Below are 14,910 nucleotides of genomic sequence, written 5' to 3'. Positions count from 1 at the left end.
ATCCGGCGCGTGGCGTCAGAGGACGCAAGATGTCTTGCGCCCGCGCGCCATATGTTCTACCCACCAAAGCCAAAGAACCCGTATATCGTGAGCTTCAGATGACCCTTGTAGACGTGCGCACCCCCGACCCGAAACGCTTCATTCCCGGCGCCACCGGCGATTGGGAAATCGTGATCGGCCTCGAAGTCCATGCGCAGGTTCTCTCCAATTCCAAGCTGTTTTCCGGTGCCTCCACCACCTTCGGCAATGCGCCGAACGCCAACGTGTCGCTGGTGGACGCCGCCATGCCCGGCATGCTCCCCGTCATCAACGAGGAATGCGTCAAACAGGCGGTGCGTACCGGTCTTGGCCTGAAGGCGAAGATCAACAACCGTTCGATCTTCGACCGCAAGAACTATTTCTATCCGGACTTGCCGCAGGGCTACCAGATTTCGCAGTTCAAGGACCCGATTGTCGGCGAAGGCATCATCACCATTTCGCTGGGGCCGGACCGTCAGGGCAATTTCGAGGATATCGAGATCGGCATCGAGCGCCTGCATCTGGAGCAGGACGCAGGCAAGTCCATGCACGACCAGCACCCGACCATGTCCTTCGTGGACCTGAACCGTTCTGGCGTGGCGCTGATGGAAATCGTCTCCAAGCCCGATATGCGATCCTCGGATGAGGCGAAGGCCTATCTCACCAAGCTGCGCTCCATCGTGCGTTATCTCGGCACCTGTGACGGCAACATGGATGAAGGCTCGATGCGCGCCGACGTCAACGTCTCCGTGCGCCGTCCGGGCGAAGGTTTCGGCACGCGCTGCGAGATCAAGAACGTCAACTCTATCCGCTTCGTCGGCCAGGCCATCGAATATGAGGCGCGCCGCCAGATCGCCATTCTGGAAGATGGTGGTGCCATCGATCAGGAAACCCGCCTGTTCGACCCCGGCAAGGGCGAAACGCGGTCCATGCGCTCCAAGGAAGATGCGCATGACTATCGTTACTTCCCCGATCCGGACCTGCTGCCGCTCGAATTCGACGATGCTTTCGTCGAAGCGCTGAAGGTCGATCTGCCGGAACTGCCCGACGACAAGAAGGCGCGTTTCGTGGCCGATCTTGGCCTGTCGGTCTATGACGCCTCGATCCTCGTTTCGGAAAAGGCGATTGCCGATTATTACGAGGCTGTCGCTGCCGGCCGCGATCCGAAAGCCGCCGCCAACTGGGTCATCAACGACCTTCTCGGCGCGCTCAACAAGTTTGGCAAGGATATCGAGACGACGCCGATTTCGCCGGAGCAGCTTGGCGGCATCATCGATCTTATCAAGGCCGAAACCATTTCCGGCAAGATCGCCAAGGATCTGTTCGAAATCGTCTGGAACGAGGGCGGCAATCCGGCTGAAATCGTAGAGGCCCGCGGCATGAAGCAGGTGACCGATACCGGCGCCATCGAAAAGGCCGTGGATGATATCATCGCCGCCAACCCGGATCAGGTCGAGAAGGTCAAGGCGAAGCCGACGCTCGCCGGCTGGTTCGTCGGTCAGGTCATGAAGGCGACGGGCGGCAAGGCCAACCCGCAGGCGGTGCAGGCGCTGGTGAAGGCCAAGCTCGGTATCGAGGAAGAGTGACAAGGAAGCATGCCTCTTGCACGGCGTCATGGTCGAGCTTGACCCGACCATCCACGGCCTGCGGATGCATGGATCCTCGGCTCGGGGGCCGAGGATGACGCTGAGTATCGAAATTTGACATCACTTCTGCCGGGATCAACGCCCGGCATTTCTGTTTCAAGACGGAGCCAAATCATGTTTTTCATCCGCACGGCAAGCCTGCGTGACATTGAGCCGGTTCGCACCCTGCTCGCGACGACCTGGCACGCGACCTACGACGTGATTTACGGCGCTGACAAGGTGAACGAACTGATTGCCGCATGGCACTCACCGCAGGCCATGAAGGACCGGGTCGAGAAAAAGGGCGGCGAGTTTCTGGTGGCGGATGACGGCAAGCGGATCGGCGGCATGGCCTATGGCTCCATGTCCACCAAGATGGCGAAGACGGCCCTGCTGCACCAGCTCTATGTGGCGCCCGACCTTCAGCGTCAGGGTGTTGGCCGCGATCTTTTCGCCGAACTCGAAACCTGTTTTCCGGATGCGGAAATCATGCGGCTGGAAGTCGAGCCTAAAAATACTGTCGCAATCGCCTTTTATGAAGGCGTCGGATTTGTCGAGGTGGACCGAATCGAGCGCATGGCGGGCATCGAGGGGCTGCCCGGCATCGTTATGGAAAAGAGCCTGAAACGATGAATGAGACATTGCAGAAGCTGATCATCCGCACGGCGCGCGAAGACGATCTCCCGGCGCTCGCCGCCATTTTTGCCGCCGACGAGATCGGCGGCCACGGCGACACCGCTGACGAATCGGCGCGGCCCGACTATCTCGCGGCCTTCCGTGCCATTGCCGCATCGCCGAGCGAAACGCTCTATGTGGCGGAGCTGGATGGCGAGGTGGTCGGCACCTTCCAGACGGCCATCCTCACCAAGCTTGTCGGGCGAGGGGCGAAGTCCATGGTGATCGAGGCGGTACAGACACGGTCTGACATGCGCGGACGGGGCATCGGCGCGGTGATGATCAATTATTGCCTTGAGGAAGCCCGACGTCAGGGCCTGAACGCCGCGCAGCTCACCTCCAACATGGCCCGGTTGGATGCGCATCGCTTCTATGAGCGGCTGGGTTTTGAGAAGCGGCATTTAGGCTTCAGGATGAAGCTGAAATAGCGCGGATATATCTCGAAATGCTGGACAATTGCCGTGAGGGGCGGCATAAGCATGTCTTGTGCCGTGCGATTTAAAATCGCTGCAGCGCATTCAAGCCCGAGGAACGGATAATGAAGACTCTCCTGACGCAAATCTTCACCTGGTGGAACGGCCAGACGATCGGAACGCGGTTTCACACCTGGCGTTTTGGCAAGAAAGTCGGACAGGATGAGTTGGGCAATACCTATTACGAAGGCGGCACCACCTCCTGGGGCATGCCGCGCCGCTGGGTAATCTATAATGGTTACGCGGAAGCCTCGGCCATTCCGCCGGGCTGGCATGGCTGGATGCATTACCGCACCGACGTGCCGCCAAGTCAGGAAAGCTACGTCGCGCGCGACTGGCAGAAGCCGCACCAGCCGAACCACACCGGCACGTCCAAGGCCTATCGCCCTCAAGGGTCGCTGGCTGTTGCCGGCGAGCGGCCGCGCGTGACCGGCGACTACGACGCCTGGACACCCGGCAACTGAGCCATTGTGATGCGCGGTGTTGTGCAAAACACCGCGCTGATATTCGGCCTCACCGGTTTTTGCCACATTCCGCCCTTACGCGTTGATCCGGTCGGCGTCTCGACACAGGCAAATATTTGGAGACATATCGTATGAGGAAAATCACGCGGGATCGTTCTTTGCGTGCGCTGACAGTGTCGCTGTTTGCTGCGGTCTCTGCTGCCATCCTCATTTCACCCGTCTCCGCCGCCCGTCTGGAAAACCGCGTTGCGGTGTTTTCCGGCATCGACAAGATCACCGGCCGCATCACATCCTTTGATGTTTATATCGACGAGACGGTGCAATTCGGCGCGCTTCAGGTGACGCCAAAGGTCTGTTATTCCCGCGACCAGACGGAAACCCAGAAGATCGACGCTTTTGTCGAGGTCGATGAAATCACGCTCGACCGCAAGATCAAGCGGATTTTCACCGGCTGGATGTTCGCCGACAGCCCAGGCCTCAACGCCGTTGAGCACCCGATCTATGACGTCTGGCTGACGGGCTGCAAGCAGGACTCGGAAGTTCCGGCTCCCTCAACGGCAAGCAAATAACTGTACGTAAAGTCTTCAGAATTGCAGGTTGGGCCGGTTGACGGCAAGGTCTAGCATTTTTGCATAGTCCTGCTTCGGCACATCGATGGCCCCGAATGTCTTGAGGTGTTCGGTGGTGAATTGTGTGTCGAGTAGCACAAAGCCGCTTGCCTTCAACCGCTCCACCAGATGCACGAGGCAAATCTTCGAGGCGTTGGTGCGACGGGAAAACATGCTTTCGCCGAAGAAGGCCGCCCCGAGTGAGACGCCGTAAAGCCCGCCGACAAGTTCCTTGCCTTCCCAAGCCTCGACGCTGTGGGCATGGCCGATCTGGTGCAGTTCGGTGTAGAGCTTGCGAATGGTGGCGTTGATCCAGGTGCTCGGCCTGTCCGCCGCCGCCGCAGCGCAGCCAGCCATGACAGCTTCGAAGGCGGTGTTGAAGCGTATGTCGAACGGCTTCTTGCGCATCGCCTTGGCAAGGCTTTTGGAAACGTGAAAATCATCGAGCGGGATGATGCCGCGTATCTCCGGCTCGACCCAGAAAAGCTCCGGATCATCAGCCGAATCGGCCATGGGAAACAGGCCGGCGGAATAGGCGCGCAGCAGAATATCGACTGTTATGCCGTTATTTCTGCTGCGCCGCCCAGCCATATCGTCTTAGTGAGACGCGTCACCGGCCAGATATTTTTCCAGCCAGTGAATATCGTAATCGCCGTTCAGAATATCCTCATTCTGGAGAAGATCCTGGAAAAGCGGCAGCGTGGTCTTGATGCCATCGACGACGAATTCGTCCAGCGCCCGACGCAGACGACGGATGCATTCGTCACGGTCACGACCGTGAACGATCAGCTTGCCGATCATGCTGTCGTAATAGGGCGGGATCTTGTAGCCCTGATATGCGCCCGAATCGACGCGCACACCAAGGCCGCCCGGCGTGTGGAAATAGGTCAGCGTGCCCGGAGAGGGAACGAAGGTGCGCGGATCTTCGGCATTGATACGGCATTCGATGGCATGGCCATGGAATTCGATATCCGCCTGCGTGACCGACAGGCCCTGGCCCGAAGCGACCCTGATCTGCTCCTGCACGAGATCCATGCCGGTGATCGCTTCCGTTACCGGGTGCTCCACCTGCAGACGGGTGTTCATTTCGATGAAATAGAACTCGCCATTTTCATACAGGAACTCAATGGTGCCGGCGCCGCGATATTTCAGCTTGCGCATGGCGTCGGCGCAAATCTCGCCGATCTTCATGCGCTGTTCGACTGTCAGTGCCGGTGAATTGGCTTCTTCCAGCACTTTCTGGTGGCGGCGCTGCAACGAGCAATCGCGCTCCCCAAGGTGAACGGCATTGCCTTCACCATCGCCGAAAACCTGCACTTCGATATGGCGCGGCTTGCCGAGGTATTTTTCCATGTAGACGGCATCGTTGCCGAAGGCGGCTGCCGCTTCGGAACGGGCAGTCGCAACCGCCTCTTCCAGATCGGCTTCGGTCTTCGCCACCTTCATGCCGCGACCACCGCCGCCCGCCGTCGCCTTGATGAGGACCGGGAAACCGATCGTCCGGGCGATTTCGAGCGCGTTTTCAGGCTTCACTTCACCGTCGGAGCCGGGAACCACGGGAATACCGAGTTCCTGCGCCGTCTGCTTGGCGGTGATCTTGTCGCCCATGATGCGGATATGTTCGGCGGTCGGCCCGATGAAGGTGATGCCGTGCGCGTCGAGAATATCGGCGAACTTGGCATTTTCCGACAGGAAGCCGTAACCGGGATGAACGGCGTCCGCACCGGTGATTTCGCAGGCCGCAACGATCTGGTGGATGTTGAGGTAGCTGTCACGCGAGGGCGGCGGGCCGATGCACACGCTTTCGTCGGCAAGGCGCACATGCATCGCATCCGCGTCTGCCGTGGAGTGCACGGCGACAGTCGGAATGCCAAGCTCTTTTGCGGCACGCAGGACACGCAGCGCGATCTCGCCACGGTTGGCTATGAGGATCTTCGAAACCATGCTGAACCGCCTTTATTCGATGACCACGAGGGCTTCGCCATACTCCACGGGCTGTGCGTCGTTGACGACGATTTCCACGACCTTGCCGGACTTGGGAGCCGGAATCTGGTTCATGGTCTTCATGGCTTCGACGATGAGGATGGTCTGGCCTTCCTTGACGGTCGCGCCCACTTCGATGAAGGGACGGGCGCCCGGAGCAGGCGACAGGTAGACAGTGCCGACCATCGGCGAGGAAACGGTGTTGGCCGGGTTGCGGGCCGGTGCTGCGGAGGCCGCAGGTGCTGCCGGCGCGGCGATTGTCGGTGCCGCGGCGGGAGCAGCTGCCGGCACGGCGTAAGGGGCGGGCGCCGCGTAAACCGGGGCGGGCGGCGCAGCGCGGGAAACGCGGATGCGCAGGTCGTCCTGCTCCACTTCGATTTCCGAAAGGTCGGTGTCGTTGAGGATATTCGCGAGCTCGCGGATCAGTTCCTTGTCGATACCCTGTTTCTTTTCAGACATGACAAACCCTATTCTTTGTTTCTTTTTATGCCGTGATGTTTTTCAGCGCGTGAAGCGCCATGATATATCCGTATGGTCCAAAACCGCAGACCATGCCCTTCGCTGCAGGTGATACCATCGATTTGTGACGGAACTCTTCGCGGGCGTGGATGTTGGAAATATGCACTTCCACGACAGGCGTGGAAATCGCACGAATAGCGTCATGCAACGCGATAGAGGTGTGGCTGTAAGCGCCGGGATTGATGACGACGCCTGCCGCCCGCTCACCCGCCTCGTGCAACCAGTCCACAAGCACGCCTTCGTGGTTGGACTGGCGGAATTCCACTGCGAAACCGAGATCGGCACCGGCTTGAAGGCAATCATTCTCGATGTCCTTCAGCGTCTTGCCACCATAGATACCCGGTTCCCTTTTTCCCAGCATGTTGAGATTGGGGCCGTTGATGACGATGATGATATTGCTCATTCAAGTTTCCATAAGAAAATCAGCGACAGCTATAGACTGCGCAGCCGCCAAGGAAAAGCCCCCGCAAGCCGGAAAGCGCCGGCTTGCCCGGCATCTCACAGGGAATGCAGGGGCTTTTTTAAGCATCCGACCGAAAAGTGTCTTGCGGTTTTCAGACAATCCGATGTTCGAACAAAAACTTGGAGCGGCGGGACCGATTCCGATTTATCGCCCACCGCTCTAAAAATCACGAGCAGGTGGCTTTTCCACAGCTGCGCATATTGGCGATTTTTTCCTTCAGCGGGTCCGCACCAACAGCACCGAAAACCGCCTCGTCGCCGACGATATAGGACGGTGTTCCGGTAATGCCGAGGCTGGTTGCCAGCTTGTACGTTTCCTGCACCTGCGCGTCATTGGGGTTTTCCGCCATCGACTTGCGGATGTCGGCTTCCTTGAGGCCGAGCGCGGTGGCGACTTCCATGGCGCTGTCCTCGTTCGCGCGCCCGCGACCACCAAGCAGGGTGCGCTGGAATTCGGGGTACTTGGCCGGAGCAAGCAATTTCACGGCGTTGGAAACGCGATGGGCGGCAACCGATTCCGGCCCGAGGATGGGAAATTCCTTGAGGACGACGCGCACCTTCTTGTCGCCCTTCAAAATTGCGTCCATATCGCCCATGGCGCGTTTGCAGTAACCGCAATTATAGTCGAAGAACTCGACCAGCGTCACATCGCCATCCGGATTGCCGAGCGCCAGATCGTAGTTCGATTCGAAGATGGTCTTCTTGTTGTCGGCAACGGCTTCTGCCGCCTTGGCGTTACGGGCCGCATATTGCTTGCGTTCAAGCGCGTCCTGAACCTCAAGCATGATCTCAGGGTTCTCGATCAGATATTGCTTGATGAATTCGCCCATTTCCTTTTTCTGCTCGGCATCCAGAGCATGAGCGGGCAGAGACGCGAAAACCGTCGAAAGGGCCGTCACGCTGGCGAGAAGGGTTGAACGGAGAAGATGCGCCATATCGGTCCTCATTACTGTGCGGTCAGTGCTTCATGAATATCATGATGGCAATTACCTTACTTTAAGCCAAATGCCATACGGCAAAAATAGTTGTCCGCATTATGGTCGCATGATTGTGAAGATTGTGATTCTGCGGCAAGTCTGCGAAATACGGTTCAGGAAAGAGCATGCCCTTGATTACGATGTCGAAGCGGAGCGCAGTCGAACCCTTTCACGCCATGGACATCCTGGCGGAAGCGAACCGGCGCAGGCAGGCGGGGCGCCCCGTCATTTCCATGGCTGTCGGACAGCCCTCCCATCCAGCGCCGAAGGCGTCGCTTGAAGCGGCTGAGGCCGCGCTGAAGCACGGGCGCATCGGTTATACCGACGCGCTGGGCCTGCGTGAATTGCGGGAAGCGATTGCCGGCCATTACCGGCTGCGCCATCAGGTGGCTATCGATCCGGCCCGCATCGCCGTAACGACAGGTTCTTCCGCCGCCTTCAATCTCGCCTTCCTCAGCCTCTTCGATGCGGGTGATCATGTCGCGATCGCAAGGCCCGGTTATCCGGCCTATCGCAATATTCTGAAGGCACTCGGCCTGAATGTGGTCGAAGTGCCGGTTACGGCCGAAACCGGCTATACGCTGACGCCCGCCAGTCTGGAGCGGGCGGAAGCCAAAGCCGGCTGCAAGCTGAAAGGCGTGCTTCTGGCAAGCCCGGCCAATCCGACCGGCACCGTCACCGGCCGCGACGCGCTGAAACGGCTCGCCAGCTATTGCGAAAGCCGTGACATGGCTTTCATCTCCGACGAGATCTACCACGGCCTTACCTTTGTCGGCGAAGAGACGAGCGCGCTCGAAATCACCGACAATGCGGTGATCATCAACTCCTTCTCCAAATATTATTGCATGACCGGCTGGCGCATCGGCTGGATGGTGCTGCCCGAAAATCTGGTCCGCCCGGTCGAATGTCTGGCCCAGAGCCTATATATCTCACCGCCGGAACTTTCGCAGCTTGCGGCGACCGCAGCCTTTTCGGCGGCGGAGGAACTGGATGTCTACAGGGAAAGCTATCGCACCAACCGCGATTTCCTGATGGCGCGCCTTCCGGAAATAGGCCTGCCGCTGGCGTCGCCCATGGATGGGGCGTTTTACGCCTATGTCGATACCAGCCGCTTTTCCAATGACAGTATGGATTTTGCCAGGCGCATGCTGGCGGAAATCGACGTGGCGGCGACGCCAGGCATGGATTTCGACCCGGAGGAGGGCCACCGCGCACTGCGCATTTCCTATGCGGGCTCGGTGTCTGACATCGCCGAGGCCGTGGGGCGTATCGCCGGCTGGCTGAAATAAGTCAGCTCACACGGGATCAGGCGGGCGTGCAGCCGAAGGTGCTGTTGAACGCCTTTTCACCCTTTGTCGTGAAGGTCAGCACGCGGCCATTTCCGCGCCGCAGCCAGTCGCGCTCACGCATGGCGTCGAGCAGCGATGCGCCAAGCCCGCCGCCGAGGTGATGCCGGCGCTCGCTCCAGTCCAGGCAATGCAGGCAGACCGGGCGGCGTGCTTTTTCGAGCGGCGAAAGATCGATGCCGAAGCTGGAGAAAAAGTCGCGTCCGCTATCCGTCAGCACGGGATCGTCACCCTGCGTCACGAACCCGTTCGCGGTGATGGCCGCAAGCAGCGCCACGCCGCTTTCCCCGGCCAGATGATCGTAACAGATGCGCGCTTCCCGCAGCGCCTTGTCCTTCGGTCCGGTGCGGACACGCACCGCGCCGGTGCGCTGGGCAAGTCCCATCAATGCTTCCAGAACCTGCGCCACATCCTCGTCGGAAAGACGGAAATAACGATGACGCCCCTGTTTTTCCGCCTTCAGCAGTTGGGCATCGGAGAGTTTCGACAGGTGCCCGCTGGCGGTCTGCAGGGTGACACCGGCGGCCTCGGCAAGCTCGCTTGCCGTCAGCGCGCGTCCATCCATCAGCGCCGTCAAGATGTTGGCGCGGGCAGGGTCACCGATCAGGGCGGCGACATTGGCGATCAGGGGTCCGTCTTTCATAGTTCGATGATAGCCGAAGCATTGACGTGAGGCAATGGCTTAAACAGGAGGGGTAGAAACATGAGGAGAAAGACGATGCTGACCTGTTTCATTCGTTACGAGATCGACCCTTTCAAGGTCGACGCCTTCGACCGATATGCCCGCAGCTGGGGAGAGGTGATACCGCGCTGCGGGGCCGATCTCATCGGTTATTACGCGCCGAAGGAGGGATCGAGCACGATCGCTTACGGTGTCTACAATATTGAAAACCTCGCCGCATACGAGGCCTACAGGGCGCGGCTCGCCGCCGATCCGGCTGGGCGCGAGAATTATGAATTCGCCCGCCGCGAGCAATTCATCCGCCGTGAGGACAGGCTTTTCCTGCGGCTTGCCTCCGCTCCCCATGCCGGAGGTGAATGATGATCGCCGTCATCTTCGAGGTCTTTCCGTCCGAGGGCGAGAAACAGCATTATCTCGATATCGCCGCCAGCCTGCGCTCTGAACTGGAAACCATTGATGGCTTCGTGTCGGTTGAGCGGTTTCAGAGCATCAGCAATCCTGACAAGATGCTCTCGTTGTCGTTCTTCCGGGATGAGGAAGCGGTGAAGGCATGGCGCAACACCGCGCCGCATCGCGCAGCGCAGGCCATGGGACGCTCCGGCGTCTTTTCCAATTACCGCCTGCGTATCGCCTATGTGATGCGGGACTACGGTCTGCGGGAGAGGGAGGAGGCTCCGCCGGACAGCAGATACGTTCATTCGGCGGATGTGGAAGTGCCGCGCTGACACGCCGCCAGCATCAGTTTTTCTTCACGCGGACCCAAGGCTTTCTGGTTCGAACTTGTTTCCGAAACCCGCTATAGATGAGGCGGTTCAAGCATGGAGAAGGATCGCCACGCGGCGGTTCACCGGATTGGAAATGGAGAAAACGATGTCGGCAGAAAAAGTGGCTGTTGTAACGGCGGGTGGCAGCGGCATGGGTGCCGCCGTGGCGAAACGTCTGGCCGCGGACGGCTACAAGCTCGCGATCCTGTCGTCTTCGGGCAAGGGGGAAGCGCTGGCGCAGGAACTGGGCGGCATCGGCGTCACCGGCTCCAACCAGTCCAATGACGATCTCCAGCGCCTCACGGATCTGACGCTCGAAAAATTCGGCCGTATCGATGTGTTGGTCAACAGCGCCGGGCATGGCCCGCGCGCCTCCATCCTCGATATTACCGACGAGCAATGGCATACGGGTCTCGACGTCTATCTGCTGAACGTCATCCGCCCGACACGGATTATCGCTCCGGTCATGGTGAAGCAGAAGGCGGGCGCGATCGTCAACATCTCCACCGCCTGGGCCTTCGAGCCGAGCAGCATGTTCCCGACATCGGCCGTCTTCCGCGCCGGCCTTGCCTCCTACACCAAGATTTTTTCCGATACCTATGCGGCCGACAATGTGCGCATGAACAACGTCCTGCCCGGCTGGATCGACAGCCTGCCTGCCACGGAAGAACGCCGTCAGGGCGTGCCGATGCAGCGTTATGGGAAAAGCGAGGAGATCGCCGCCACCGTGGCGTTCCTCGCATCTGAGGGGGCAGGGTACATAACCGGTCAGAATATCCGCGTCGATGGTGGACTGACGCGGTCTGTGTGAGGGTTCAGGTAAGCACGTGAATCTTCGCCTGAAACGAAAGTGCGGGCGATAAGCCACCGGCGTTGTCGTCGATTGAAGATATGCTCGGCATTCGACGTCATCCTCGGGCTTGTCCCGAGGATCTGCAACCGACTGATTGTATTGGCGTGTTTAGATCCTTGGGACAGGTCCAAGGATGACGCCGAGAAAATCTGCGTCGTTCGAAATGATCTTTAGGGCAGCGCGCGCATCAAAACCGTTAAGCCGGACATCCTTGCCTCAAGGGTGATGACGATGCAGGAAGACGATTTCTCCAAAACAAAACGCCCGCGACAACGTCGCGGGCGTTTTCATCTAAATATCGCTTCTATCAGAAGAAGCCTTTGCGCTGCCACCAGCCGCCCTTGCGCGGCTTCGGCTCATCGCCGTCGGGATTGTTTGCGGACGAACCCGAAGAGGTCACCACCGGTTCCGAACTGGAGACATTGCTGCCCCGGTTCGCGCGGGTCTTTTCTTCCGTCGCCGGTGCGTCTGCTTCAGGCGCCAGATCGGCCGAAGCTTCGCCGACTTCTTCGATGGCGACATCGACGACGGTCGCTTCAACGACTACCGGCTCGATGATCACCGGCTCGACCGTTTCGACGGTTTCAGCCTTCGGCGCGTCTTCGGTTTCGGTCTTGGCTTTCGCCTTGCGGGTGCGGCGCGGCTTCTTCGGCGCTTCTTCAGCCACAACGTCGGCAACCACGCCTTCCACCACGTCGGCGGCGGCAGGCTCTTCGGTTACGGGCACTGCGGCGGAAACCTCTTCGCCTTCACCTTCCGTCTCGCCTTCGTCGCCGGCTTCCGCGCCTGCAGCATCGAGAGCCTCGTCACGGTTGCGGCGGCCGCCACGCTTGCCGCGGCGGCGGCGCTTGCGCTTGCTGTCTTCGTCGGAGTTTGCGGCTTCGTTCACGCCGTTTTCGTCGGCATCACCATCGGTGTCATCGGCTTCGGCGCTGTCGTCGTCACCTTCAGCATCATCGGCGTCGTCGCCGGCCTGTGCATCAAGAGCGCCGTTCTGGTCGTTCTGTCCGCCCTTGCCACGACGACGGCGGCGACGCTTGCGCTTGCGCTTGCCATCTTCACCGTTTTCGCCCTGCTGCTGCTGACGCGGTTCGCCAGCCTGCGCCTTGACGATTTCTTCCTCTTCCTCGTCCTCTTCCACCTCGGCGACGAAATCGTCTTCCTCTTCCACGAAGTTCGGAAGCATCTGGATGAGGCTTTCGATCTTCACCGGATTTTCGACGGCTTCACCGCGATCGATGGCGAAATGCTGTGCACCGACGCTGGAATCGGCGTCGATGATGATCGACACGCCAAAGCGGCCTTCATAATCGACGATCGTGCCGCGCTTGTGGTTGAGCAGGTAAAGTGCCGTTTCCGGCGTGCAGCGCACGGTGATGTTGTGCGTGGTGTTGCGCAGCAGATATTCCTCGACGCCGCGCAGAACATGCAGCGCGATGGAGGATTCCGAACGCACATGGCCCGTGCCGCCGCAATGCTGGCAGACCTGCGTGGTCGATTCCAGCACCGAAGCGCGGATGCGCTGGCGCGACATTTCCAGCAGGCCGAAATGCGAGATGCGGCCGACCTGGATGCGGGCGCGATCGTTCTTCAGGCAATCCTTGAGCTTCTTTTCGACAGCGCGGTTGTTGCGCTTTTCTTCCATGTCGATGAAGTCGATGACGACAAGACCGGCAAGGTCGCGCAGGCGAAGCTGGCGCGCAACTTCTTCGGCCGCCTCCAGGTTCGTCGTCAGCGCGGTTTCCTCGATGGAATGCTCGCGGGTCGAACGGCCGGAGTTGACGTCGATGGAAACCAGCGCTTCCGTCTGGTTGATGATGAGGTAACCGCCGGATTTCAGTGTAACCTGCGGCTGCAGCATCCGGTCGAGCTGGGCTTCGATGCCGGAGCGCGAGAAGATCGGGTGAATGTCGCGGTAAGGCTGAACCACCTTGGCGTGGCTCGGCATCAGCATCTTCATGAAGTCTTTTGCTTCACGATAGCCTTCTTCGCCGGAAACGATGATCTCGCCGATATCCTTGTTATAGAGATCGCGGATCGAACGCTTGATGAGCGAGCCTTCCTCGTAAACGAGGCAGGGGGCCGTGGAGTTCAGCGTCAGCGTGCGGACATTTTCCCACAGGCGCATCAGATATTCGAAGTCGCGCTTGATCTCGACGCGGGTACGGTTGGCGCCTGCGGTGCGCAGAATGACGCCCATGCCCTGCGGAACCTCCAGATCGCGCGCGATTTCCTTCAGGCGCTTGCGGTCGGTCGGCTGGGTGATCTTGCGGGAAATACCGCCGCCACGCGCCGTATTCGGCATCAGCACGGAATAACGGCCGGCAAGCGACAGATAGGTGGTGAGTGCGGCACCCTTGTTGCCGCGTTCTTCCTTGGCGACCTGCACCAGAAGGATCTGGCGGCGCTTGATGACTTCCTGGATGCGATACTGCTTGCGCGGCTTGCGGGCAACGCGATCGGGAACCTCTTCCATGGCGTCTTCGGCGCCGACGGATTCGATCACTTCCTTTTCGTGATGATCGTCATCATCGTCGTCATCATCATCGTCATTGCCGCGACGAAGGCCTTCGACTTCTTCGGAAATCGTATCGGCATCGACCATCGCGGCCATCTCGCCGCCGGTGCTACCGTCGTCCTCGGAAGAGGCATCAGCGGCTTCGGCCGCGATTTCTTCAGCTGTCTTCTTCTTGGCGCGGGGGCGGCGAACGCGCTTCTTCGGCTTTTCTTCCTCGGCCGGCGCTTCTTCCGCAACGGTTTCGACGGCTGCAACCGCAGTCTCTTCGGAGACTTCCTCGGCTGCAGTCGCTGGCGCAGCCTCTTCCGTCACAACGACTTCGGTGGTTTCGCTTGCGGCGACGATGCCGACATCGGGCTGATCAACCTGCGAAAGGTCGATTGCCGGTGCACCGGGCTCGGGTGCATCTGCCGATTCGAAGTCGTCGCTGCGGCGATGATCCTCGGCTTCGGCCCTCAGCAGAGCCTGACGGTCGGCAAGCGGAATCTGGTAATAGTCCGGATGGATTTCCGCAAAGGCGAGAAAGCCGTGGCGATTTCCACCGTAATCGACGAAGGCCGCCTGAAGCGAGGGTTCAACCCTCGTCACCTTGGCAAGGTAGATATTGCCGCGGATCTGTTTCTTGTGCTCCGATTCGAAATCGAATTCTTCGATCCGGTTCCCACGGACAACGACTACGCGTGTCTCCTCTTCGTGGGAGGCGTCGATAAGCATTTTGTCTGCCATGTAAGCTGTGCTCCTCGGCGCAGCCTTGTTTTATACGAGAACAGGCCCGCCATACGGACGGGCCTTTCATATGAGTGCAAGGATGTGCCGGAAATGAAGTCTCCAGCCGGGCCTCTGTAAACTGGCAGCATCCGGACCGACGGCGAGGCGCTTGGCCTGCTCCTGGTATCCGGTTCATGTGAAAACTGCTGCGACATCATTGGCCAGGCGGAACGAC

The 14,910-nt window shown here is 59.7% G+C and carries 16 protein-coding genes; 9 read left to right on the top strand and 7 right to left on the bottom strand.

Features of this window, described 5'->3' with window-relative positions; all coding sequences use genetic code 11:
* The first annotated feature begins 98 nt into the window (after positions 1 to 98).
* The 5 genes from gatB to AKG12_RS08575 all read left to right on the top strand — a co-directional run bounded on the left by gatB (position 99) and on the right by AKG12_RS08575 (position 3,824).
* Positions 99 to 1,604, top strand: a complete 1,506-nt coding sequence (gene gatB, locus AKG12_RS08595) for an Asp-tRNA(Asn)/Glu-tRNA(Gln) amidotransferase subunit GatB (protein WP_052818605.1) — start codon at positions 99 to 101, stop codon at positions 1,602 to 1,604.
* 174 nt (positions 1,605 to 1,778) lie between these two features.
* The gene (locus AKG12_RS08590; RefSeq protein ID WP_046800277.1) at positions 1,779 to 2,276 is read left to right on the top strand and encodes a GNAT family N-acetyltransferase; all 498 of its coding nucleotides are present in this window, start codon (positions 1,779 to 1,781) and stop codon (positions 2,274 to 2,276) included.
* Positions 2,273 to 2,746, top strand: coding sequence for a GNAT family N-acetyltransferase (locus AKG12_RS08585; protein WP_052818514.1), 474 nt, complete (start codon positions 2,273 to 2,275; stop codon positions 2,744 to 2,746). The genes AKG12_RS08590 and AKG12_RS08585 overlap by 4 nt, the downstream gene beginning before the upstream one ends.
* Before the next feature lie 110 nt (positions 2,747 to 2,856).
* The gene (locus AKG12_RS08580; protein WP_046800275.1) at positions 2,857 to 3,255 is read left to right on the top strand and encodes an NADH:ubiquinone oxidoreductase subunit NDUFA12; all 399 of its coding nucleotides are present in this window, start codon (positions 2,857 to 2,859) and stop codon (positions 3,253 to 3,255) included.
* A gap of 131 nt (positions 3,256 to 3,386) precedes the next feature.
* A complete protein-coding gene (locus AKG12_RS08575; protein WP_046800274.1) occupies positions 3,387 to 3,824 on the top strand; it encodes a DUF2155 domain-containing protein in 438 nt (145 codons plus the stop codon).
* Positions 3,825 to 3,839: 15 nt separating this feature from the next.
* On the opposite strand, the gene aat is transcribed toward AKG12_RS08575, so the two are convergent.
* The 5 genes from aat to AKG12_RS08550 form a co-directional block, all read right to left on the bottom strand.
* Positions 3,840 to 4,454, bottom strand: a complete 615-nt coding sequence (aat, locus tag AKG12_RS08570) for a leucyl/phenylalanyl-tRNA--protein transferase (protein WP_052818513.1) — start codon at positions 4,452 to 4,454, stop codon at positions 3,840 to 3,842.
* A 6-nt stretch (positions 4,455 to 4,460) separates the two neighbouring features.
* Positions 4,461 to 5,807, bottom strand: a complete 1,347-nt coding sequence (gene accC, locus AKG12_RS08565) for an acetyl-CoA carboxylase biotin carboxylase subunit (RefSeq protein ID WP_006312619.1) — start codon at positions 5,805 to 5,807, stop codon at positions 4,461 to 4,463.
* 12 nt (positions 5,808 to 5,819) lie between these two features.
* The gene (gene accB, locus AKG12_RS08560) at positions 5,820 to 6,305 is read right to left on the bottom strand and encodes an acetyl-CoA carboxylase biotin carboxyl carrier protein (RefSeq protein ID WP_046800272.1); all 486 of its coding nucleotides are present in this window, start codon (positions 6,303 to 6,305) and stop codon (positions 5,820 to 5,822) included.
* A 25-nt stretch (positions 6,306 to 6,330) separates the two neighbouring features.
* Entirely contained in the window at positions 6,331 to 6,768 is a 438-nt protein-coding gene (gene aroQ / locus AKG12_RS08555) for a type II 3-dehydroquinate dehydratase (protein ID WP_020012378.1), read from the bottom strand.
* Positions 6,769 to 6,994: 226 nt separating this feature from the next.
* Positions 6,995 to 7,762: a DsbA family protein gene (locus AKG12_RS08550; protein ID WP_052818512.1), complete on the bottom strand. Its 768-nt coding sequence runs from the start codon at positions 7,760 to 7,762 to the stop codon at positions 6,995 to 6,997.
* A 173-nt stretch (positions 7,763 to 7,935) separates the two neighbouring features.
* Between AKG12_RS08550 and AKG12_RS08545 the strand changes: the two genes are divergently transcribed.
* Positions 7,936 to 9,093: a pyridoxal phosphate-dependent aminotransferase gene (locus AKG12_RS08545; RefSeq protein WP_052818604.1), complete on the top strand. Its 1,158-nt coding sequence runs from the start codon at positions 7,936 to 7,938 to the stop codon at positions 9,091 to 9,093.
* Between the two features lie 16 nt (positions 9,094 to 9,109).
* On the opposite strand, the gene AKG12_RS08540 is transcribed toward AKG12_RS08545, so the two are convergent.
* Complete coding sequence (locus AKG12_RS08540) at positions 9,110 to 9,793, bottom strand: ArsR/SmtB family transcription factor (protein ID WP_046800270.1); 684 nt, start codon at positions 9,791 to 9,793, stop codon at positions 9,110 to 9,112.
* A gap of 75 nt (positions 9,794 to 9,868) precedes the next feature.
* Here AKG12_RS08540 and AKG12_RS08535 point away from each other — a divergent pair, with 75 nt between their 5' ends.
* The 3 genes from AKG12_RS08535 to AKG12_RS08525 all read left to right on the top strand — a co-directional run bounded on the left by AKG12_RS08535 (position 9,869) and on the right by AKG12_RS08525 (position 11,407).
* Positions 9,869 to 10,192 carry an NIPSNAP family protein gene (locus AKG12_RS08535; RefSeq protein WP_052818511.1) on the top strand — a complete coding sequence of 108 codons (324 nt, stop codon included), beginning with the start codon at positions 9,869 to 9,871 and terminating at the stop codon, positions 10,190 to 10,192.
* Positions 10,192 to 10,557: an antibiotic biosynthesis monooxygenase family protein gene (locus tag AKG12_RS08530; protein ID WP_052818510.1), complete on the top strand. Its 366-nt coding sequence runs from the start codon at positions 10,192 to 10,194 to the stop codon at positions 10,555 to 10,557. Before AKG12_RS08535 ends, AKG12_RS08530 begins: the two co-directional genes overlap by 1 nt.
* Positions 10,558 to 10,702: 145 nt before the next feature.
* Positions 10,703 to 11,407: an SDR family oxidoreductase gene (locus AKG12_RS08525; RefSeq protein WP_052818603.1), complete on the top strand. Its 705-nt coding sequence runs from the start codon at positions 10,703 to 10,705 to the stop codon at positions 11,405 to 11,407.
* A gap of 349 nt (positions 11,408 to 11,756) precedes the next feature.
* Here the strand turns inward: AKG12_RS08525 and AKG12_RS08520 are convergent, their stop codons facing one another.
* A complete protein-coding gene (locus AKG12_RS08520) occupies positions 11,757 to 14,693 on the bottom strand; it encodes an Rne/Rng family ribonuclease (protein WP_052818509.1) in 2,937 nt (978 codons plus the stop codon).
* Positions 14,694 to 14,910 lie beyond the last annotated feature (217 nt).

The organism is Agrobacterium sp. SUL3 (assembly GCF_001263295.1).
GTDB classification, from domain to species: Bacteria; Pseudomonadota; Alphaproteobacteria; order Rhizobiales; family Rhizobiaceae; genus Agrobacterium; species Agrobacterium tomkonis.
The sequence above is the reverse complement of the archived record's forward strand: the minus strand, read 5'-3'. Positions and strand labels throughout refer to the sequence as shown.

Coding starts and splice junctions, on each gene's coding strand:
- gatB (WP_052818605.1), top strand. CDS start 99: ATGACCCTTGTAGACGTGCGCACCCCCGACCCGAAACGCTTCATTCCC.
- AKG12_RS08590 (WP_046800277.1), top strand. CDS start 1,779: ATGTTTTTCATCCGCACGGCAAGCCTGCGTGACATTGAGCCGGTTCGC.
- AKG12_RS08585 (WP_052818514.1), top strand. CDS start 2,273: ATGAATGAGACATTGCAGAAGCTGATCATCCGCACGGCGCGCGAAGAC.
- AKG12_RS08580 (WP_046800275.1), top strand. CDS start 2,857: ATGAAGACTCTCCTGACGCAAATCTTCACCTGGTGGAACGGCCAGACG.
- AKG12_RS08575 (WP_046800274.1), top strand. CDS start 3,387: ATGAGGAAAATCACGCGGGATCGTTCTTTGCGTGCGCTGACAGTGTCG.
- aat (WP_052818513.1), bottom strand. CDS start 4,454: ATGGCTGGGCGGCGCAGCAGAAATAACGGCATAACAGTCGATATTCTG.
- accC (WP_006312619.1), bottom strand. CDS start 5,807: ATGGTTTCGAAGATCCTCATAGCCAACCGTGGCGAGATCGCGCTGCGT.
- accB (WP_046800272.1), bottom strand. CDS start 6,305: ATGTCTGAAAAGAAACAGGGTATCGACAAGGAACTGATCCGCGAGCTC.
- aroQ (WP_020012378.1), bottom strand. CDS start 6,768: ATGAGCAATATCATCATCGTCATCAACGGCCCCAATCTCAACATGCTG.
- AKG12_RS08550 (WP_052818512.1), bottom strand. CDS start 7,762: ATGGCGCATCTTCTCCGTTCAACCCTTCTCGCCAGCGTGACGGCCCTT.
- AKG12_RS08540 (WP_046800270.1), bottom strand. CDS start 9,793: ATGAAAGACGGACCCCTGATCGCCAATGTCGCCGCCCTGATCGGTGAC.
- AKG12_RS08535 (WP_052818511.1), top strand. CDS start 9,869: ATGCTGACCTGTTTCATTCGTTACGAGATCGACCCTTTCAAGGTCGAC.
- AKG12_RS08530 (WP_052818510.1), top strand. CDS start 10,192: ATGATCGCCGTCATCTTCGAGGTCTTTCCGTCCGAGGGCGAGAAACAG.
- AKG12_RS08525 (WP_052818603.1), top strand. CDS start 10,703: ATGTCGGCAGAAAAAGTGGCTGTTGTAACGGCGGGTGGCAGCGGCATG.
- AKG12_RS08520 (WP_052818509.1), bottom strand. CDS start 14,693: ATGGCAGACAAAATGCTTATCGACGCCTCCCACGAAGAGGAGACACGC.